This window comes from Aquimarina sp. EL_43 (assembly GCF_943422735.1).
Taxonomy (GTDB): domain Bacteria; phylum Bacteroidota; class Bacteroidia; order Flavobacteriales; family Flavobacteriaceae; genus Aquimarina; species Aquimarina megaterium.
This window is the reverse complement of the sequence record NZ_CALSBR010000001.1, coordinates 5,905,856-5,927,719: the sequence shown is the minus strand read 5'-3', so window position 1 is coordinate 5,927,719 and position 21,864 is coordinate 5,905,856. Positions and strand designations below refer to the sequence as shown.

The window sequence follows — 21,864 nt, the reverse complement described above, 5'->3', positions numbered from 1 at the left end:
TTGAATTTACAAGGAATAACGAACTCCTAAAAAACCTCGTATTCCTTGATTAGAAGCATATATGTAGGTGGTATCAAAATCTGGTCCAAAAGGGTCGTCGGCTCCGGCTATTAAAAAAGGATTTCCTCTACTAGGTGTCCAGTCTAATAAATTTTTAACGCCTCCGTATATTTCTATGTTATTTTTGGTTTTGTGTGAGAATTGTATGTTTTGGATACTCCACCATGGTGATTTGTCTTTTCTGGGATCGTCTGGTCCCTGAGTTGCTAATCGCATAGGACCATATAGATTTCCCGTATAGTCTATCGTTAGATTAAGAGATTGTATTTTATAAGTAGCTCCCCAGGTTCCTGTGAAACTTTCTGTGAGTATCTGGCGTGTAGTTACTCCGTTCTCTGTATTCGAAACATTAAGTCCACTCATTCCTAATGTAAATTTTAGTCCATTAGAAAAGTTAATATTGGTATTAAGGCTTACTCCGGTAGACACTGCATGACCATCTAAATTGCCGTATCTTATTTCTTCAGCATTTGTTTCATAATCGGGAATGATAGCATTTGTGAAATAGGTATACCAGGCCGAAGCATCCAGTCCTATAAAGGTTCCGTTATCAAAAAATATTTTTTTGATATAATTAAGATTTACATTATAAGATTCTTCGGGATCGAGATCTTCTTCGATAATGACCTCTCGAGAACCTGTGAGGGCTGCATGATCTTCTGTAAAAAGATTAACTACTCTAAATCCTGTACCGGCATTAAATCTAAAAATATTTTTATCATTAATACTCCATTTATAAGCAAGTCTTGGAGTAAAAATGGTTCCGTGTCGGTTATGGTAATCTAATCTTGTTCCTAATAATAATTTATGCTTGGGAGCCAGTGTGATTTCGTCTTGTAAAAATATACCGGGAGTACTTGTTTCCTCGGGGTTATTTTGACCGTTCGAAGTTGTTGCTGGTGTGTTATCGTCATAATATTGATATCTGTACGCAACTCCGAATAGTAGATCGTGCGATTTTATTTTTTTATCCCAGGTTAATTGAGTAAAACCAATACGTTGTTTTGCCTGGTAGGATACGATCCCATAATACGAGTCTTGATCGTGATCTGTATAAGAAAAAGAGAGTGTTAAAGGTTCTTCTATGGGTAATTCATAACTGCCCAGTATTTCATATCGTGCAGTATATATGCTCTCACCGTATATTTGATCACTTCCTCTAAAATCAGAATTCCATTCATTTTCTCCTCCCCATCTATCTTCATAATAAAACCTACCGGCAAGCGTAAAGTTTTTTCCACTTTTCCGTTTAAAATTCCATTTATTAAATATAGATATACGATCCTGTAATGTAAGATCAGTAAATCCATCATCATTATTATCTATAGCTTGGTCATAATAAAAATAATTGGCGCCAAATAATGCAGTAGCATTGCCTAATTTGGTTTTAAAACCAAAATCTATATTGGTTTCACCCCAACTAGTAGCAAAAATATCAGTACTTACCTCGGGAGCATCATTAGGATTTTTTGTAATAACATTGATAAGGCCTCCAACAGCTTCACTTCCATATAGAGATGAAGCAGGACCTTTTACCACTTCAATTCTATCAATTAGCGAATTAGGTATTCCTGATAATCCGTAAACAGTTGATAATCCACTTACAATAGGCATTCCGTCTATCATTACCAGTGTATAAGGCCCTTCTAATCCATTAATGTGTATATCACCAGTGTTACAAATACTACAGTTAAGTTGTGGTCTTACGCCATTTACATTTTGTAAGGATTCGAACAAATTTGGTGTTGGATTTTTTTTGAAAAATGTAGGAGAGTAGATTTCTACAGGAACGGGGCTTTCTGATCGACTTACGGCTTTCAATGTTCCTGTGATTACTACTTCATCTAGAGATGATCCTTGTGACATAACAAGGTTTATTTTATTTTCTCCTCCTACTATAGATACTTTTTTCTTAATTGGTGTGTAACCCGTAAATGAAGCAACCACTTTGTAATCTCCAACAGGTACATTTTCAATGCTAAATACACCATTTTCATCACTAGAACTACCAAGAGAAGTTCCTTCTATATATATATTAGCAAAAGGAAGTATTCCATTGTCATCGTATATTACACCTTTTAATGTGCCGGTAGAATTAAGCTCTTGGGAGTGTAAGGGGTTGTAAGTAAGCGAATTGATAAAAGTGAATAAGATTATTATACGTAATTGCATTAGGTTTAGTAATTTTGTTTTATTATTTTGACAAAACTAAAAAAGTTAGTTATGACTAACAAATTAAATTTGAATAATTTAACAAAAAGTGAAGAGGATTACTTAAAGGCTATATTTCAGTTACTTATAGAAGATGCTTCTGTAAAAGTGGGAAATAATCAATTGGCAGATTATCTTAAAGTTTCTCCAGCTTCTACAAATAACATGATTAAGAAGTTAAAAACTAAAGGTTATGTAGTAAGCGAAAAGTATGGTAAATTAGAATTAACAGAAGAAGGTAAGTCTGTTGCAGTGCGATTGATTCGTAAACATAGATTATGGGAGACTTTTTTGTGTAATTATCTAAATTTTACCTGGGATGAGGTTCATGATGTGGCAGAGCAATTAGAGCATATAAAATCTCGTAAGTTGATTGATGAATTAGATCGCTTTATGGATTTTCCTAAAAAAGACCCTCATGGTGAGGTGATTCCTAATGCTAATGGAGAATATTCGATCATACCTAAAATAACGCTTTCTTCCTTATCAGAAGGAGATGTTTGCCAGCTTATTGCTGTAAATGATGGCTCTGTTCATTTTTTAAAATATGTATCAGAAATTGGCTTGGCATTAAGTAGTGAAATACAAATTCTTGAAGTTCGGGAGTTTGATAAATCAATTCGAATTAAATTTGATAATACAATAGAAACAGTTACAAGAAAATTTGCGGATAATGTATTCGTTAATAAGGTTGTATAGTTTTTGTAAATGTTAAAATAGAGCTAGTCTATAAGAATGTTAAAGAATAGCTGTTATCTTTGAGTATCACACAATCAATTTATGGAGCTTAATTTAAAAAGACCGATATGTTTTTTTGATCTAGAAACTACCGGTATAAATATTTCTAAAGATCGTATTGTAGAAATTTCTATTCTAAAAATATTTCCCAATGGTACCCAGGAAAGCAAAACCTGGTTGGTCAACCCCGAAATGCCAATACCTCCAGAAACTACAGCGGTGCATGGTATCGATGATGCCAAGGTAGCTAATGAGCCTGTTTTTAAGAAAATAGCTAGTAAAGTTAGTGAAATGATAAAGGGTTGCGATTTAGGAGGTTTTAATTCTAATCGGTTCGATATACCATTATTGGCAGAAGAATTGTTGAGAGCAGGGTTGGATTTTGATATGAAAAATACCGTTGCAATTGATGTGCAAACCATTTATCATAAAATGGAAAAAAGAACACTGTCTGCTGCATATAAATTTTATTGTGATAAGGATTTAACAGATGCACATTCTGCAGAAGCCGACACACTAGCTACTTATGAAGTGTTAAAAGCACAATTAGATCGTTATCCAGAATTAGAAAACGATGCCAAGTTTTTGTCAGAATTTAGTTCTAGAAAGCAGTTTGCAGATTTTGCTGGTTTTATTGCTTATGACGATAATAAAAAAGAAATTTTTTCTTTTGGAAAACACAAAGGAAAATTAGTAGAACAGGTAATGGAAGAAGAACCTGGATATTTTGGTTGGATACAAAATGCAGACTTTCCTTTGTATACCAAAAAAGTACTTACAGCAGTTCGACTTCGTAAGTTAAATAATAGCCTAAATCTATAATCATTTTCTTTTATCATTTTATATCATGAAACTTATTTGCATAGGTCGTAATTATACAGATCATATCGAGGAACTAGAAAATGAAAGACCCGAAGATCCTGTAGTTTTTATAAAGCCAGATACTTCTATTTTGTTAAAAAAACAACCTTTTTTTATTCCTGATTTCTCAGATGATATTCATCATGAAGTTGAAGTGTTAGTGAAAATAAATAAAGTTGGTAAGTATATTGATAAAAAATTTGCTCATAAATATTATAATGAAGTAAGCCTTGGAATAGATTTCACGGCACGGGATTTGCAGGCTAAACTTAAAGCGAAAGGTCTTCCTTGGGAGAAAGCTAAAGCCTTTGATGGAGCAGCGGTAATAGGAAAGTGGGTGTCTAAAGACGAATATGAAGATATTGATGCTATTGATTTTCGTTTAGAGAAAAATAGTGAAACCGCACAACATGGTAATACAAGACTTATGCTATGGAAGATCGATGAATTAATAGAATATGTGTCAAAATATTTTACTTTAAAGATAGGAGATATTATATTTACAGGAACACCAGCAGGTGTTGGAGTCGTAAAACCAAATGATATTTTGACAGGATATATAAATAACCAACAATTTTTTTCAATAAAAGTAAAATAAATGAGCAAAGGATATAGTTTAAAAAATGTAAATGAATTATCAGGAGGAGATAACGAATTTATAGCTGTCCTGGTACAGACTTTTCTAGAAGAAATACCGCCTGATCTTGATAGTATGGTTCAGGCTGTAAATTCTGATAATCCACAGATGGCATATCAATATGCTCATAAGATGAAACCTAATCTTCAATTATTTGATATAGATCTTTTAGCACAAATAAAACAAATAGAAGCTTGGTCAAAAACGAAGAAAGAAAAAGAACAGATCATACCTATTCTGGATCATATTGTGTCTACAGTTAATGGGGCTCTCGAAGACCTGAAAGCAGATTTTAGCTAAATATGCTTGCAGAAATTATTACTATAGGAGATGAAATTTTGATTGGACAAATCATTGATTCTAATTCTGCATTTATAGGTAAAGAGCTTAACAAAATCGGTATAGATGTACATCAGATCTCATCTGTAAAAGATGATAAACAACATATTCTCGATGCAATAGCAGAAGCTAGTAATAGAGTAGATGTTGTATTAATAACAGGAGGTCTGGGCCCTACAAAAGACGATATTACAAAACATACCATTTGCGAATATTTTGAAGATACATTAGTCGAAAATAAGGAGGTGCTTGACCACGTCGAAAAGTTATTTGCTAAATATATCTCTACACCAATCTCTGATGTAAACAAACAGCAAGCCCTTGTGCCTAGTAAATCCACTGTCTTGATGAATCTCTATGGTACAGCTCCAGGGATGTGGCTAGAAAAAGAAGACAAAGTTTTTATATCTATGCCTGGAGTACCTTACGAAATGAAAGGATTAATGAAAGATGAGGTGCTACCTAGGTTGCAAAAGAGATTTAATAGACCCTATATCATTCATAAAACGATACTTACCTATGGTATGGGCGAGAGTACAGTAGCAGAAAAAATTGAAGACTGGGAGAATAACTTACCTTCATATATCAAATTAGCATATTTGCCTAATTTAGGAAGAGTAAGACTTCGTCTTTCAGCAAGAGGGAGCGATAAAAAACTTCTCGAGGATACTATAGAACAAAAGGTATCAGCCTTACGCCTTATAATAGGAGATGTTATTGTTGGGTACGAAGAAGACGAAACTATAGAGAAGAGAATTGGTCAGCTATTGATTAAGCAAGGTAAAACACTCTCTGTAGCAGAAAGTTGTACAGGAGGCAAAATAGCACAGTCGTTTACGGCCAATGCAGGTGCTTCTGCCTATTTTAATGGTGGAGCTGTTACCTATGCTACGCAATCCAAAATAGATATATTGGGTATAGATCCCAAGATTATCAAAAAACATACTGTAACAAGCACCGAGGTTGCAGAAGCTATGGCACTGGCAGTAAAAGAAAAGTTTAAATCAGATTATGCAATTGCTACTACAGGTAATGCTGGCCCCGAAAAAGGCGATGGGGATGTCGAAGTAGGAACAGTTTTTATTGCAATAGCCTCCCCAAAAGGTGTTTTTTCAGAGCAATATGTCTTCAGTAATCTTAGAGAGCGAACCATTGGTAAAGCAGTAAATAAATCTTTCGAACTTTTGCTTAATACATTACTTTAGTATTATATACTACCTAATTTAGGTGTTTTTTGTGGTTAACCCATAATATCAATATTGCTTATCTATATATTTTTGCAATTCATCGACAAAAAAGCGCGACTGAACGATGAAACACGTTTTAAAACGACAAACAGAAGTAGTTTTACAGTAATCAAAACAATATTGATAACTATGAAAACTTTAATTCCTTCTTCTAAAACGATACTTTCTTTGTTAATAGGAATGTTTGTAACTATAACCATAGCAGGAAAACCACATAACACGGTGTTTGGTTCAGAAATGGAAACTTTTAATGCAGTATACGAAGGAGAGTTTGATCTTGTTCTGCCAGAGAATAATCAGAATGAAAAGTTACCTGTCTATATTGTACTTCCGGGAGGAGTAGGAGCAAAGAAATACCCAAATTTTAAAAAAGATTTTATTATTCCAGGAATTGAAAATATGCAAGGGATTGTTTTTAGTCCAAAAATTTCATGGAAAAGACCAGATGAGAAAGCTTTAGAGCATATTATTGTTGATTTTATAAACGCTGCACGAAATAGCTATCCAATAGATGATAAAAAAATTGTTCTTATAGGATATAGCAATGGGGCCTTACAATCAATTAAACTCGTAAAAGAGAATGATCATCTATTCTCTGCTCTCATTGTTGTAGCATCTAATTTTGAAGTTTCGGATAAAATAAATACTCCTATCTATGTTGTTCACGGGACGAAAGATCGATATTTTTCTATAAAGAAAGCGTATAAAAATGTTAATGCAGCAAAAGACTTGGGATGTAATATAACATTTGTAGTAGCCGAAGGTAAAAATGATTATGGTGCTGCACAATATGTAAGTGAATTAAGTGATTCTATGGTACAGATAGAAAATAATATATGGAGTCAAAGTGTTGAATATACAGATCAAAGTTTTTAAAAATAAGTTTTGTTTAAATTAGGTTAGTTAGGTTTTATTGGTGTTTAGTATGTGTTTGTATTGCTATAATATAAAGCACAACAAAAAAGCGGGTCATTTTTAAATGACCCGCTTCGTTTACTACTTAATTACCCCATATTAAGTAGTTAGTTACAATTGTAATACTAACTATTGTAAAGATAGATGTATTGTCATATTTTTGAAATACGTAAAAACACCTGTTTTTTCATTTTTCTAAAGCAGTAAAAAAAAACTAAAAAAAGAAGAAAAATTACGAAACTATTATTGGTGGTTCGGTAAATAATTCGTTAATTTGCACCCTGTTTTGAAATAATACCAAAATTAAGAAGAGATGTCAAGAGTTTGCGAGCTTACAGGTAAAAAAGCAATGGTAGGAAACAATGTTTCCCACGCGATGAATAAAACGAAACGTAAATTCAATGCGAATTTAATAAAAAAGCGTTTTTATATTCCAGAAGAAGATCGTTGGATAACACTTAAAGTGTCAACCGCTGCATTAAAAAATATAAATAAGAACGGAATCTCTGCTGTTTTAAAAGAAGCAAGAGCAAAAGGTTTCTTAAATAAATAATCTCTTTATTTTAAAAGATACTTATAATGGCAAAGAAAGGTAATAGAGTACAGGTAATCTTAGAATGTACAGAGCATAAAGCTTCTGGTAAACCGGGTACATCAAGATATATTACAACCAAGAACAAAAAGAACACTCCTGATAGAATAGAATTAAAGAAATTTAACCCTATCTTGAAGAAAATGACGGTTCATAAAGAAATAAAATAATAAGAGATGGCAAAGAAATCAGTAGCATCATTACAGACAGGATCAAAGAGATTAACTAAAGCCATAAAAATGGTAAAATCTCCTAAAACAGGAGCCTATACTTTTGTAGAGTCAATTATGCCGCCAGAAGCGGTTAGCGACTTTTTAAAGAAAAAGTAATTCTCTGTACAAGATATTTTAAAAAGAAGCCGTTTCAATTGTATTGAAATGGCTCTTTCTTTTTATATTTAAGCAATATAACCAAAGGTTTTAGTTTTTAATTTCTAGCATATTGAATAGTACAAATGGGGCTTTTTAAAAATATATTTTCTTCAGAAAAAAAAGAAACACTAGATAAAGGATTAGAGAAATCCAAAACCAACTTTTTTTCTAAATTAAGTAAAGCGGTAGCTGGTAAATCTAAAGTAGACGATGATGTTTTAGATGACCTGGAAGAAATATTGGTTACAAGTGATGTAGGAGTTAAGACTACCATTAAGATTATCGAGCGTATAGAAAACAGGGTAGCACGGGATAAATATCTTGGAACCGATGAGTTAAATCAAATTCTGCGTGAAGAAATTGCTGGTTTACTTTCTGAAACTAATGTCGGAGAGGCTACAGACTTTGAAATTCCAAAGGATAAAAAACCTTATGTGATGATGGTGGTTGGAGTAAATGGAGTAGGAAAAACCACTACTATCGGAAAATTAGCCTATCAATTAAAGAAAAAAGGGCTAAAAGTGGTATTGGGGGCAGCAGATACATTTAGGGCTGCAGCAATCGATCAATTGCAAGTATGGGCAGATCGCGTAGATATTCCAATCATAAAACAAGATATGGGGAGTGATCCGGCTTCGGTGGCTTTTGATACCTTACAATCTGGTGTAAACCAAGATGCAGATGTTATCATTATAGATACAGCAGGGAGGTTACATAATAAAGTTAATTTGATGAATGAGTTAACCAAAGTGAAACGAGTGATGCAAAAAGTTATAGATGATGCTCCTCACGATGTATTATTGGTTTTAGATGGTTCTACAGGTCAGAACGCTTTTGAACAGGCAAAACAATTTACAGCAGCTACAGAAGTTACTTCGTTGGCCGTAACCAAACTCGATGGAACTGCAAAAGGCGGGGTTGTAATAGGAATAAGTGATCAATTTAAGATTCCGGTAAAATATATAGGCGTAGGAGAAGGAATAGAAGATCTTCAGGTATTCAATAAGTATGAATTTGTAGATTCTTTCTTCAAATAATATTTGTTACAAAATAGTTAAAAAAGGCGATGAGAAGTATTCTCACCGCCTTTTTTTATATTTTAAAGAATTATAGTATCATAAAAAATATACTCTGATATTGTTATTTAAAATAATACCAGGTATGAATTGATATGATCGCATAGTCTCAAATAAAATAATCTTTACACAACATATCGCAATGAGAAAGATAGTATTTGTCTTAGTTTCGGTTTTTATGCTTATCTCTTGTAAGAAGCAAGAAAAAACAGAAACACAACAAGAAAAAGAATCTAGGGTAGTTTGGCAACCATATGATGAAGCTGCAGATTTGGCAGCTACAGAAATGTTAGAGCAAACAAGGATGCATTTAAAACTAATAAATTCTAAAGCACTGGATAAAAATGATATCTGGAAAACTTTAGAGCCTGAGTTGGATTTCTTTTCTGAAGAGAAATATGATGATTTAAAAAAGTATATTCTCGAAAAAGATATTCCGACCATTCAACAACAAATAAAAGATGGTAAACTTACCTATGAAGAGTTAACGCTTTTCTATATCTATCGTATCAGAAAGTACGAAAGTGATAATGCCTTATCTTTAAATTCGGTGATCTCACTCAATCCAAAAGTAGTTGAACAAGCTAGAAATTTGGATAAAATAGATAAAAAAAATATTGATGTCAATTCTATTTTCGGAATGCCAATTTTGTTAAAAGATAATATTGGAACAAAAGATATGGTAACTACAGCAGGAGCCGTAGCGTTTCAAAATAACAATGGTAAAAGCGCATTTATTACAGAAAGATTGTTAAATAAAAATGCATTAATTCTGGGTAAGGCTAATTTGAGTGAATGGGCATATTTTTTATGTTCGGGGTGCCCTGTTGGATATAGTGCTATAGGAGGGCAAACACTTAATCCTTATGGGAGAATGGTTTTTGAGACTGGTGGTTCGAGTTCTGGCAGCGGAGTAGCTGTAGCAGCTAATTTTTGTGTTGCTGCAATAGGAACAGAAACCAGTGGATCTATTTTGTCGCCATCTAGTCAAAATTCTGTTGTAGGTTTAAAACCAACTATAGGAGTATTAAGCAGAACAGGAATAGTGCCTATTTCGAGTACATTAGATACCCCAGGACCTATGACTAAGAGTGTGATCGATAATGCTATTGTACTTAATGCTATTACAGGTAAAGATGACAATGATGTTGCCTCTAGAGCTGTTGATATAAATTTTGTGAACTCAATAAAAGAAAGTTCTCTAAAAGAAAAACGTTTTGGAGTAATTAAAGAATTTTTAGAAGATTCTATCTATAAAATAGCTATAGAAAAAATAAAGAAAGCAGGAGGGGAGATTATTGAAATTGAACCAAAACAAGTACAATTACCAGGTTTTTTAAGCATTTTAAATATAGATATGAAAAATGATCTTCCTGCATATATAAGTACTCAGGCAGGGAGTGATGTTACTATTAAAAATATAAAAGATGCCATTGTATTTAATCAACAGGACTCAATAAACCGAATTCCTTATGGGCAACAATTATTTAAAGGTATCCTTAACGATAGTACTACTACTGAAGAATTAGATAACATAAAAGAAAACCTAAAAATGGTTGCACGAAATTATTTTGATACCCATATTGATACTCATCAACTAGATGCGGTACTATCTATAAATAATTATCATGCAGGTTATGCTGCTGTGGCCAAATATCCAGCGCTTACTGTTCCTATGGGATATACAAGTAAAGGTGAACCAAAAGGACTTACATTTATTGCTAAACCTTTTTCTGAAGCTTCGCTATTACAATTGGGTGGTGCTTACGAGCAAGCTACAAAAGAAAGAAAAGAGCCTACTAATTATGTAGATTGAATGATGTTAAATTGCTAAATAGAGTTACCTGAAAAGTTGTCAAATCTAAACTGTAGATATAAAAAAAACAACTTTTCAGGTAATGGAGTTATTACTTATATCTTATTAACCAGGAAGAAGGAGAGGCAGAAATACGTTTCCAACCAGGAGGAATTACAGAATTAGGCATAATAGTTAATAAATCTCCGGGTTTAGCCCCTTTTGCACATACAATGTACCAGTTTAGCATAGGTGTACGACCAGTAAATACCCAACCATAAGGTATTACTGAATTAGCAACAATTTCTACTTTTCCTCTAAAAGGAGCCTTGTTTGTACATTTGATTATCCAGTATCCATGAATGACTTTGGATAATACCCAGCCTTTTGGGATGGTCGAGTTACGTACAACTTTTACTGAAGCGTTAAATGCTGCATTTGTTATACATGTAATTATCCAGCGACTATTATTGGCACTTGATAATACCCAGTCTTTAGGTATAGTAGAATTAGGAATGATTTCTAATTCTTTACCAATGGTAGCCTTTTTTGTACATGCTATTAACCACGTGCTGCCCACATTGCGTTTTAATACCCAACCCGCTGGTATAACAGAATTAGGAATAATTCTAAGTTCATGTCCATACCTTGAATTCCCTCCGGCACATTTTATTTTCCAACTACTACCTGTTGTATGTATTAATACCCAATCTTTTGGTATTGTAGAGTTAGGAATGATATCTAATTTATCACTATAAGATGCACCACTTGTACAGGTAATTTTCCAAATACTACCCACTGTACGTGTTAGTACCCAATCTTTAGGTATTGTAGAATTAGGAATGATTTCTAATTGTGATTTGTATAAAGCTTTATTTACACAAGTAATTTCCCATACATTAGGACGAGTTCCGGTTAATACCCAATCTGCTGGTATTACAGAATTAGGTACAATATTTAGTTTTGTTTTATATCGACCTTTTATAACACATTTAATTTTCCAATATCTATCATTATCTGTTATTAATACCCATCCCGAGGGGATTACAGACTTGGGAACAATATCTATTTCTGCTCCATAAGGAGCTCCTGTGGTACATTTAATTTTCCAGGTACTACCAGTAGAGCTTATTAAAACCCAGCCTTTAGGGATGGTTTGATTATGATTAATATATCGTGTTTGACCATAACAATTAGGAGCTTTCTGGTCGAATGCATCTATTGGTTTTGTGTTTTCAATAGATTCAATGTTTTCATTTGTTTCTGGTTTTTCGCAGCTACCTATAAAGGTGGCTAGTAGTACAACAGAAACTGTTTTAAGAATTGTTTTTTTTCATGATTTGTTTTGTGAATTTAATATGTGGTTAATAATTAAAGTCGAAAATTAAATCATGAAAATCGTTTTACTCCCCCTGTTTTCCGGGAAATGAAAAATGTGATTAAGACTATGGGTATATATAGTGTTTTGTTTTTGAAATGGGATATGTTAAGAGATGATAATAAATGAGGTAAACGAAGGAGAATGAAAAAAATATGTTTATTGTTAATTTTTTTCTACAACTAAATTGTTGCAAATAAGCTGTGTTTATAAAAATAAGTTTCAAAAGGAAAGAAGATACCTGTTAAGTATGGGGTTTTATAAATAAGGAAGAGATTATCTTTTCAGATAATCTCTTCTTCCCAAATAAAAATATAATGATAAACCCCCGAATTAATAAAAAAAATGATCTTACGTATGAAAAATTAAATCTATTTTCAGAGGTTTATAAAAACCGAATGTGTGTATCACATCCCTGCTTTTTTGGTAATTTCAGTTAAATGACAGTTGCTTTTAAAGATATTAAGAACAATAGAGCACAATAGATTATCATCAAGACTCCATAAATGAGAGTTTTGCGCTTTAGGATTATTTTTAATCTAGACATTTTGAGAATTGTTATTAAGTTGTGGTATTTAAGAGTATTTCATTTTAAAGTTTGATAACAAAAATTAAATTAAAGTTCTTTTATATTTTCATAGATGTATTTTAGATATAGCTTATAATATAGAAACAACTAACTTTTAAAAATCCCTTTAATTGCTTTATGTTTTTTACTAAAAAAGAATACCTCTAAATGGTTAATTTAGAGGTATGTAATGATTTAATTAACTTCTGATAATTACCCCTGTCAGATGATGTATTAAACCCTTTAATGTATTCCATTACAATTATGTTCCCAGCGATAATTATATTAAATTCTTATTCTTAATTGTAGATATTCATTTTGATTATAAAAATGTAAACCAAAAAAATACAGTATATAATTATTAAAGCTCCTCCTATTAATATTTTATTCTTTGCTACCATAACTTTATAATTTTATTCGTGTTTAATACTTTTCTATATTTCCCTTTTTTAAGTATTATATTTTTTTAAAAAACAACTCATCTTTGCTAACTCCACCATCTTTTCTATCATCAAGCATTATTCTATTTTCTTGTGTTTTTTTTACATTCCAATTGGTGTTGTTAAGTTTATCTAGAGGAGGTTGTGAACCAAATTCTAAATTAGCATCAAGGCCTCCATCTGCTCTGGTAATTACAGACCAATTACCATTGATTATCTCGTTAGTTATTACGTTTTCGACAGATATCGAACCATCCTCAGAAAAAGTAAAGACAAAGTCTTTGTAATTTTGAGTTTCGTTATTTTGATTATCCTTATATTTTTGAACTTCCCATTTTCCTTTCGTTATAGTCTGGGTAAACAGATCGGTAGTGGTGTCATCCTCATCACAGCTATCTACGGTGTTTTCGATAGTTTGTTGCAAATTCTCTATACTGGTGATTGTTGTTTCGGTATTATCAGAAAAAATGAGCGTAATAGGGAAGTTTATGGTTGCAATGTCTTCTTCTTTTAATTTTTTCAAAAACTTAAATAATTCCTTGTCACTATTAAAAGTGATAGTTTCAAGAAGTTCACTTTGAGAATTAAAAACGGATATTTCGAATGGATATTTAAAATCTGCACATTCGATATTCTCATTGTTGGTTGTGCAATTACCATCTATAGCTTCTAGTTCAATTTGGTTTTCTACACTAACCTCGGTATGGTCATTAAAAATAACTGTAATAGGAAAAATAATTTCTAATTCATCTGTGTCATTATTAAACTCCGCAAAAATATCTTCAATGACTTGAAAATCCTCGGCGGAGTTAATAATTTCTTCTGATCCATTAGCAATTACAGTAACTGGCAATTTTACTGTAAAACAAGTTGAATTATCGATTATATTATCAATAGATCCGTCGTTCATAGCAATTTTTGACATCAAGCTAGCTATTTTTGAAGTAGGTTTAATAGATTGATTTTCATTTGATTCTATGAAAGTGTCAGATTCATTTCTACATGAAGAGAAAAAGAGTAATATGATCAGGGGCAAAAAAAGTAAAATAAAGTTTCTTTGTGTTTTCATGTTTTATTTTTAGAAGAGCCTTCTATTATAAAAACAACTAACTACCAAAAATCCCTTAATTATTTTATATTTTTTACATTTATTAAAAATATTTATTGTTTTATGCCAGAAAAACTACGTAAAAATGTTTGTGATGACACTGTGTTTTCTGTGATTTATAAAGAATATTCTAATGACTTATTTAAATATCTCTATTATAAATTCGGAGAAAATTTAGGACCTAATGATAAAATGCAAGATGCATTTATGAAACTTCTGGATAAATGTAAAGAAGTTACTCCTGATAAAGCAAAAGGCTTTCTATTTACAGTTGCCAATAATATGATGCTTAACGAAATCAAGCATCAAAATGTTATCTTACGATATAAGCAGATTAAACCAAAAGCGTATACTAACGAATCTCCTGAGTTCATTCTCGAACAAGAACAGTTCTTGAAAAAATACCAAAAAGCATTAAGCCTTTTAACCGAGGATCAACGTGTTGCATTCTTGTTGAATAAAGTAGAAGGTAAAAAACAAGCAGAAATAGCCGAAATGCTTGGGACAACGAGAAAAGCTATTGAAAATCGAATTCATGTGGCATACAATAAATTGAAGAATACATTAGACGGATTTAAATAATTTCGGAATAAAATAGAGGGAAAATAAATATTGAGTTGTTATATATATAAAGGAGTACTTAAAAATGGATAAAGAATACCTAATAAAAAAGTGGTTATCAGACGAATTGTCCGAGGAAGAAAGAAGAGCTTTTGAGAATTTGGAGGATTATGATTCACATATCAAAATTCTTGAAGGTGCTAAAAAATTTAAAGCTTCTGAAGTTGTAGAAATTACTGATTTAGAAACTTTTTATGCTAGAATCCATGATAAAAATCAATCAAAAGTTAAAAATATTGGTTGGTATAAACCACTACTTAAAATTGCAGCAACTGTGGTAATTGTATTAGGAGTAACATCTCTTTTCTTTATGTTTGGTGATACACATGTAGATACTTTAATAGGAGAAAAGATAACTATCAAGCTTCCTGATGCTTCAGAAGTAACTCTTAATTCAAAATCTTCAGTACGTTATAATGAGAAGAAGTGGGATAAAATACGCAGTGTTAACCTTGATGGAGAAGCTCTTTTTAAAGTGTCTAAAGGTAGTAGATTTGATGTGGTGACATCTTTTGGTGTTGTCACTGTGCTAGGAACTCAATTTAATGTAAAAAGTCGAGATGGTTATTTTGAAGTAACTTGTCTTGAAGGTTTGGTAAGTTTAACACGTGACGAGAATTTTACCAGAAATATTCCTGCTGGAAGTTCTTTTAGAATCGTAAAAGATAATATCACTTTTGAGAAGAATTCGAACTCTTTTCCGTCATGGGTAAGTAATACAAGTAGCTTTAAAAGTGTCCCTTTTGAAGAAGTAATTAAAGAGTTTGAAAGACATTATGATGTAACCTTTTCAATTGATAATATTGATACTCAACGTATTTTTACAGGTGGTTTTGTCCATAATAATTTACAAGATGGTTTAAAATCTATAACTTTACCTTTAGATTTAAACTATTCAATTGATACGTCTAATCATATCACATTCCAAAAAATTAAAAAGTAATGTAAAGAATACTAGTTACATTGGGGTGTTGTTTTTTGCCTTTTGTGTAAATATTTATGGTCAGAATGACATCAAAAAACAACCTCTTGCCGCCGTTATCTATGATTTAGAATATCGCTATCCATTTCAGTTTACTTATGCAAACGATGTTATTGAAAATATAGTTGTTATACCTCCACATGGCGACCTAACGTTTGAAGAAGCCCTTAGCCACCTCGAAAAAGAAACCTATCTTATTTTTACCATTCTCAAGAATAATTTTGTTTCAATTAATAAACGTAATAGATCATTGGTAATCTGTGGAGAAATTAAAACCAGTGTAGGTAACCCTATACAAAGAGCTACAATTCAAAGCGAAAATGTATCGACAATTAGTAATGAAAAAGGATATTTTGAACTTGAGGTTAAAGAGGATCAAAAAAATATTACGATCGATCATTTGGGATATCAAACTCTAACTCTTTCTATAACGTCTTTTCAAAACGAGAGTTGCTTAACTATTTATCCAGAACCGAAAACTATTGATTTACAAGAAATCATTCTTAAAAATTATATCACAAAAGGAATAAGTAAAACTAATGTAGGAGGGTTTAAGATAGATTATTCAAATTTCGGAATTCTTCCAGGACTTATTGAAACTGATGTATTACAAACAATACAGGCTTTACCAGGAGTTCAAAGTGCAGATGAGACTGTTTCAAATATAAATATAAGAGGAGGGACCCACGATCAAAATCTGATTATGTGGGATGGTATAAAAATGTACCAGTCGGGTCATTTTTTTGGATTGATATCTGTTTTTAATCCAAATATAACATCAAAGGCTACCCTAATAAAAAATGGAACACATTCAGAACATACAGATGGAGTTTCAGGAACAATTATAATGAATTCTGACTCAGAGGTGAATAGTGATTTCTCAGCTAGTATAGGTGTAAATATGATTAATGTAGACGCTTATGCTGATATTCCGATTGGTAAAAAATCTTCTTTACAACTTTCTACTAGAAAATCGATTAATGAATTTTTGAAAACACCTACGTATTCTAGTTATTTTGATAGGATATCACAGGATAGTGAATTAGATAGTAATAATGAAGAAGAAGTGTCTAATTCTGATATTGAGTTTGACTTTTATGATACTAATGTAAGATGGAATTATAAATTTTCAGACAGAGATAAAGTTAGAGCTAATTTTTTATTGATTAATAATGACTTAGTGTTTACCGAAAATACAGCAATAAATTCAGAACCAGTTTCTCGCCAAAGCAATATTATACAAAGCAGTATTGCCGGAGGTATCTGGTATGAAAGAAATTGGAATAAAAACTTTATTTCTTCTTTGCAGTTATATGAAACAGATTATAAATTAAGATCTATAAATGCAAATCTTCAACAAGGACAGAGATTTTTGCAAGAAAATAAAGTTTCTGAAACAGGAGTTAAACTTAATACATCTTATAAGCTAAATAGAAATGTGGTTCTTCAAAATGGGTATCAATTTATCGAAACTGGAATCACGAACCTAAATGATGTTGATGTTCCTATTTTTATTGAAGAGCAAGTTAGAGTAATCCGAACACATGGTATATTTTCTCAAGCTAATTATAAAACAAAAAATAAAAGGTTATTTCTTAGTCTAGGTGTTCGGTATACTTATAATGAAAAGTTTAATGCCCATTTTGTTGAACCCAGAGTGAGATATAATCAACGTATAGGTAAATATATTAATCTAGAGATACAGGGCGAATTTAAACATCAAAACACTTCTCAAGTGATCAATTTTCAGAATGATTTTTTGGGTATTGAGAAACGAAGATGGATTTTAGCCAATGATATTGATATACCAGTAATTAAAAGTAAGCAAATTTCATCAGGATTACAATATAACCGGAAAGGTTGGTTGGTAACAGCAGAAGGGTATTACAAAATGATAGATGGCATTACGGCAAGAAGCCAGGGATTTCAAAATCAGTATGAATTTGTAAGATCTATAGGTGATTTTACGGTTAGTGGATTAGAGTTTTTAATCAATAAACGGTTTGTAAATATCAGTACATGGCTAAGTTATTCATATGCCAATAATGAATATGTTTTTGAAACTTTTAAAGAAAGAGAATTTCCTAATAATATAGATATTACTCATTCTATAACCTGGGGAGGAGCCTATTCATTTAAAGGATTTAAAATTTCGACAGGACTTAATTGGAATTCAGGATTGCCAACTACTAGACCAGTAATGTCAGAACCTATTGTTGAAGAAGAAATTAATTATACTAGAGCCAATAGTGATAGATTGCAGGAATATTTTAGATTAGACTTTTCTGCAGTTTATGATTTTGATTTAACTAAAAGAATCAAAGCGCATACTGGTATATCTATTTGGAATGTTACGAATAATAAAAATACAATTACGAATTATTATTCATTAAATGAAGAAAAGATTCCTGAAGAAACTCGAAAAACTACATTAGGAGTTACTCCTAATGTAGTTTTTCGAGTTTCTTTTTAAAATTAATTCATAAGTAGATTAATTTTTTTCCATAATTCATTATCAAATCCAGAAGGTCCTAATAATGAATCTCCCGTATCATCACCCATTCTTATGATCACCAGATTTTGACTAGGAACGATATATAGTTTTTGATCGTTTTTACCCAGACCTGCTACAAGATCTTCTGGAGCATTGGGGATTAGTGACCCAATGAATTCATTTTCAGATCCAGGAATCCTATAGCTTGATTTTCCATTTAACCACCATAAATAACCATAGGATTGATTTAACGTCTGGGAAGTAGAGGTCATTTGTGTAAAGTAGTTTTGATCCGTAAGAATTTCTGTAGTATCCCAAGTCCCTTTATTTAAGTTTAGCAAACCAAAACGAGACATACTTCTGGCTGTGCTGTAATATATATTTACATAACCAAGAGTAACCCATGTACCATTCATTCCTATTTTATTTTTAATTTTGGAATCAAAATAAGTGCTATACTCCTGATGAGTAGCTCCCGAAATGATATCCCTTAGTATCGTATATGAAGCATTGTGATAATACCAAAAATTACCAGGATCATTAAGATAGGTAAAGCAGGCGGCATCAGTACAGTTCTGATTCAAAACATTATAATCTAAACCTGTTGTCATAGTTAAATGATTTCTAACTGTTATTGCATTTTCTTGTTCTGTAGTAATATTAGCCCACCCTGTTCCCAAATACATTGCCGAAATGTCATTGATATTTAGTAAATTCTCTTGTTGGGCTATTCCGACTGTAAATGCGGTTAAAGTTTTTCCTGCCGAATACCAGGGATTATGATCAGAAACTGTTCCTCCATTAAAATATTTCTCAATAACGATTTTTCCATTTTTAAGAATGATAAACGCTTTAGTGTTTTTTGCTTCAAGGAAGTCATATAGTGGCTGCTCATTATTGATATTCCACCCTAATTCTTGAGCAGATATAGTCTCCCAGGTATCTGAATCTATAGGCGGAAAATATAAGGTGTTAGAATCGATATTAATCGTTCCATTATCTATTGTTTCTATAGACTCATTATCAGAACAAGATAGAGTAAAGCACAATATCGAAACCAGAAATGGTATAGATTTCGCTTTCATAGGTTGGGTTTTGTAGACTTGGACTCTACAATATACAAAAGGTTTAATTGGTATTTTGTGGGATAATCTGGATTATACTGATATAGTTATTGAATTTATACCGTATACTTTGGTTAATCCTTGTATCTTTGCACACCTTTATCCGGAAGATATGAGAACAAAGACATTAAAGAAGAACAAAATCAATGTAGTTACACTAGGATGTAGTAAAAATGTATATGATAGTGAGGTGTTAATGGGGCAACTGCGTGCTAATAATAAAGAAGTTGTTCATGAAGAGGAAGGAAATATTGTTGTCATTAATACGTGTGGTTTTATTGCTAATGCTAAAGAAGAGTCTGTAAATACTATTTTAGAGTATGTACAGAAAAAAGAAGAAGGAGTAGTAGATAAGGTTTTTGTTACAGGTTGTTTATCAGAACGATATAAACCGGATTTGGAAGAAGAAATTCCTGACGTAGACCAATATTTTGGTACTACAGAACTTCCTGGTTTATTAAAGGTTTTGGGAGCCGATTATAAACACGAATTGATTGGAGAACGACTCACTACAACTCCAAAGAATTATGCATACCTCAAAATTGCAGAAGGATGTGACCGTCCTTGCTCTTTTTGTGCAATACCTTTGATGAGAGGTACTCATAAATCTACACCTATTGAAGAATTAGTGATAGAAGCAGAAAAATTAGCTGCAAATGGAGTAAAAGAATTGGTTCTGATCGCACAGGATTTAACCTATTATGGATTAGATCTTTATAAAGAAAGAAAATTAGCTGATTTACTAAGAGCATTAGTAAAGGTTGACGGAATAGAATGGATACGTTTACATTATGCGTTTCCGACTGGGTTTCCTATGGAAGTGCTTAAAGTAATGAAAGAAGAACCAAAAGTGTGTAATTATATCGATATACCATTACAGCATATTTCTGACCCGATACTAAAATCGATGCGACGAGGAACTACCAAAGCAAAAACAACAAAACTTCTCGAAGAGTTTAGAGAAGCCGTTCCAGAAATGGCTATTCGTACCACACTTATTGTTGGATATCCAGGAGAAACGCAGGAAGATTTTGAAACCTTAAGAGCTTGGGTAAAAGAAATGCGTTTTGAACGTTTGGGATGCTTCACATATTCTCATGAAGAAAACACTCATGCTTTTAATCTAGAAGATGATGTGCCAGAAGAAATAAAAATAGAAAGAGCTAACGAGATTATGGAGATTCAATCACAAATCTCATGGGAGCTAAACCAACAAAAAATTGGGCAAGAATTTAAAATAATTGTGGATCGTAAAGAAGGAAATTATTTTGTAGGTCGTACCGAGTTTGACTCTCCAGATGTAGATAATGAAGTACTTATTGATGCTTCTAAGTATTACCTTAAAACAGGTGATTTTGCAACAGTAAAAATAAATGAAGCTGAAGATTTTGATTTATATGGTGAAGTGATTTAATTCTTTTTTACAGGTTTATAATCACCATCAAATAGAGTTACCCAGTTTTGTCCTTTATCTGTGCTTTGATACCAGGTTTGTCGTACCGTAGTATCGCTATTTTTTTGCCACTTAATTTTATTTAATACGACTCCCTTTTTTGTAATTACCTCATTTTGTAATATCATTTTACCTTTTTCAAGGTTACCGATAATGTATAAGGTAAGACCACTATTATCTACCCAAAATTGTTCCCATTGATCAGTTCTGGGATTATACTTATTTAGGCTTGTACCATGATATTTTGATGTTGTAGAATAATAGGTTTCTTTAATTACTTTATTGTCTATAATAGACTCTATTTTACTTTTTCCTACAATAGAATCTGTATTGTGTTTATATACGTTCCATTCTCCAATCCAAAAATTAAATTCTTTGTATTTATGATCTATTGATTCTTGAGCAAAGACTTGGAAGCACCCAAATCCAATAAAAAGAAGAAAAAGAACTCTATTTAGCGTTTTCATTTTTTCTGTATTATCTTTTAAAGATACTGTTTTGATTTTTTTTATAAAAAGAGTCACCTTAAAAGTATGTGGTTGGTTTTTTTATTTGTTTATCTTTTTTGCAGAAAAATAATACTTTTTTGGAGATGAAAATTTGAGAAAAACGATCAAAGCAAAAAAGACCACCTATAAGGGCAGTCTTTTTTAAATAGATTCTTTTGTTTTTTGGCTAACTCTATACTCGTATAAAGAGAAACTATTTTTTGATCATTGTTTTAAATTCTATTTTGGGTTAAAATTTTACTCATTTAAATCGGCGGCAAATGTATCTAAAAAAATGGCAGGAAATATTAAAATTTTGCTAACGAATTATTTGATAATTAGAAGTTTTGAAAAGAATAAATTATG

General features: G+C 31.9%; 21 protein-coding genes. 16 read left to right on the top strand and 5 right to left on the bottom strand.

Going from position 1 to position 21,864, the window contains the following annotated elements:
* Positions 1 to 6: 6 nt before the first annotated feature.
* Complete coding sequence (locus NNL09_RS25270) at positions 7 to 2,232, bottom strand: TonB-dependent receptor (protein ID WP_196911239.1); 2,226 nt, start codon at positions 2,230 to 2,232, stop codon at positions 7 to 9.
* A gap of 51 nt (positions 2,233 to 2,283) precedes the next feature.
* On the opposite strand from NNL09_RS25270, the gene NNL09_RS25265 reads away from it, so the two are divergent.
* From NNL09_RS25265 to NNL09_RS25215, 11 genes are all read left to right on the top strand, one after another.
* Positions 2,284 to 2,970 (top strand): metal-dependent transcriptional regulator, encoded by a 687-nt coding sequence (locus NNL09_RS25265; RefSeq protein WP_196911238.1) that lies wholly within the window; start codon positions 2,284 to 2,286, stop codon positions 2,968 to 2,970.
* Positions 2,971 to 3,051: 81 nt separating this feature from the next.
* Positions 3,052 to 3,831 carry a 3'-5' exonuclease gene (locus NNL09_RS25260; RefSeq protein WP_025667515.1) on the top strand — a complete coding sequence of 260 codons (780 nt, stop codon included), beginning with the start codon at positions 3,052 to 3,054 and terminating at the stop codon, positions 3,829 to 3,831.
* 25 nt (positions 3,832 to 3,856) lie between these two features.
* Positions 3,857 to 4,468 (top strand): fumarylacetoacetate hydrolase family protein, encoded by a 612-nt coding sequence (locus NNL09_RS25255; protein WP_025667516.1) that lies wholly within the window; start codon positions 3,857 to 3,859, stop codon positions 4,466 to 4,468.
* Positions 4,469 to 4,807 carry an Hpt domain-containing protein gene (locus NNL09_RS25250; protein ID WP_025667517.1) on the top strand — a complete coding sequence of 113 codons (339 nt, stop codon included), beginning with the start codon at positions 4,469 to 4,471 and terminating at the stop codon, positions 4,805 to 4,807.
* 2 nt (positions 4,808 to 4,809) lie between these two features.
* A complete protein-coding gene (locus tag NNL09_RS25245) occupies positions 4,810 to 6,051 on the top strand; it encodes a competence/damage-inducible protein A (protein WP_025667518.1) in 1,242 nt (413 codons plus the stop codon).
* A 171-nt stretch (positions 6,052 to 6,222) separates the two neighbouring features.
* A complete protein-coding gene (locus NNL09_RS25240) occupies positions 6,223 to 6,969 on the top strand; it encodes a dienelactone hydrolase family protein (RefSeq protein ID WP_196911237.1) in 747 nt (248 codons plus the stop codon).
* 352 nt (positions 6,970 to 7,321) lie between these two features.
* Entirely contained in the window at positions 7,322 to 7,561 is a 240-nt protein-coding gene (gene rpmB / locus NNL09_RS25235) for a 50S ribosomal protein L28 (protein WP_025667520.1), read from the top strand.
* 26 nt (positions 7,562 to 7,587) lie between these two features.
* Entirely contained in the window at positions 7,588 to 7,770 is a 183-nt protein-coding gene (gene rpmG / locus NNL09_RS25230; RefSeq protein WP_024771295.1) for a 50S ribosomal protein L33, read from the top strand.
* Between the two features lie 6 nt (positions 7,771 to 7,776).
* Complete coding sequence (locus NNL09_RS25225; protein WP_081748330.1) at positions 7,777 to 7,929, top strand: DUF4295 domain-containing protein; 153 nt, start codon at positions 7,777 to 7,779, stop codon at positions 7,927 to 7,929.
* Between the two features lie 125 nt (positions 7,930 to 8,054).
* On the top strand, positions 8,055 to 9,008 hold the full coding sequence (gene ftsY, locus NNL09_RS25220) for a signal recognition particle-docking protein FtsY (protein ID WP_025667521.1): 954 nt from the start codon (positions 8,055 to 8,057) through the stop codon (positions 9,006 to 9,008).
* 181 nt (positions 9,009 to 9,189) lie between these two features.
* A complete protein-coding gene (locus NNL09_RS25215) occupies positions 9,190 to 10,863 on the top strand; it encodes an amidase family protein (protein WP_196911236.1) in 1,674 nt (557 codons plus the stop codon).
* Between the two features lie 91 nt (positions 10,864 to 10,954).
* On the opposite strand, the gene NNL09_RS25210 is transcribed toward NNL09_RS25215, so the two are convergent.
* On the bottom strand, positions 10,955 to 11,641 hold the full coding sequence (locus NNL09_RS25210; RefSeq protein ID WP_196911235.1) for a hypothetical protein: 687 nt from the start codon (positions 11,639 to 11,641) through the stop codon (positions 10,955 to 10,957).
* Between the two features lie 43 nt (positions 11,642 to 11,684).
* Between NNL09_RS25210 and NNL09_RS25205 the strand changes: the two genes are divergently transcribed.
* Positions 11,685 to 11,924, top strand: a complete 240-nt coding sequence (locus NNL09_RS25205) for a hypothetical protein (RefSeq protein WP_196911234.1) — start codon at positions 11,685 to 11,687, stop codon at positions 11,922 to 11,924.
* A gap of 1,320 nt (positions 11,925 to 13,244) precedes the next feature.
* On the opposite strand, the gene NNL09_RS25200 is transcribed toward NNL09_RS25205, so the two are convergent.
* Positions 13,245 to 14,297, bottom strand: coding sequence for a hypothetical protein (locus NNL09_RS25200; RefSeq protein ID WP_196911233.1), 1,053 nt, complete (start codon positions 14,295 to 14,297; stop codon positions 13,245 to 13,247).
* Between the two features lie 102 nt (positions 14,298 to 14,399).
* Between NNL09_RS25200 and NNL09_RS25195 the strand changes: the two genes are divergently transcribed.
* The 3 genes from NNL09_RS25195 (at position 14,400) to NNL09_RS25185 (ending at position 18,412) form a co-directional block, all read left to right on the top strand.
* Positions 14,400 to 14,918, top strand: coding sequence for an RNA polymerase sigma factor (locus tag NNL09_RS25195; RefSeq protein ID WP_196911232.1), 519 nt, complete (start codon positions 14,400 to 14,402; stop codon positions 14,916 to 14,918).
* A 64-nt stretch (positions 14,919 to 14,982) separates the two neighbouring features.
* The gene (locus tag NNL09_RS25190; RefSeq protein ID WP_196911231.1) at positions 14,983 to 15,900 is read left to right on the top strand and encodes a FecR family protein; all 918 of its coding nucleotides are present in this window, start codon (positions 14,983 to 14,985) and stop codon (positions 15,898 to 15,900) included.
* Positions 15,857 to 18,412, top strand: coding sequence for a TonB-dependent receptor (locus NNL09_RS25185; protein ID WP_196911230.1), 2,556 nt, complete (start codon positions 15,857 to 15,859; stop codon positions 18,410 to 18,412). The genes NNL09_RS25190 and NNL09_RS25185 overlap by 44 nt, the downstream gene beginning before the upstream one ends.
* A gap of 2 nt (positions 18,413 to 18,414) precedes the next feature.
* Here NNL09_RS25185 and NNL09_RS25180 read toward each other — a convergent pair whose 3' ends face one another.
* Positions 18,415 to 19,518, bottom strand: a complete 1,104-nt coding sequence (locus NNL09_RS25180; RefSeq protein WP_196911229.1) for a serine hydrolase — start codon at positions 19,516 to 19,518, stop codon at positions 18,415 to 18,417.
* Between the two features lie 151 nt (positions 19,519 to 19,669).
* Here NNL09_RS25180 and rimO point away from each other — a divergent pair, with 151 nt between their 5' ends.
* On the top strand, positions 19,670 to 20,971 hold the full coding sequence (gene rimO / locus NNL09_RS25175) for a 30S ribosomal protein S12 methylthiotransferase RimO (protein ID WP_196911228.1): 1,302 nt from the start codon (positions 19,670 to 19,672) through the stop codon (positions 20,969 to 20,971).
* Here rimO and NNL09_RS25170 read toward each other — a convergent pair.
* The gene (locus tag NNL09_RS25170) at positions 20,968 to 21,477 is read right to left on the bottom strand and encodes a hypothetical protein (RefSeq protein WP_196911227.1); all 510 of its coding nucleotides are present in this window, start codon (positions 21,475 to 21,477) and stop codon (positions 20,968 to 20,970) included. The two genes, rimO and NNL09_RS25170, sit on opposite strands and share 4 nt — an antisense overlap.
* Between the last annotated feature and the right edge of the window lie 387 nt (positions 21,478 to 21,864).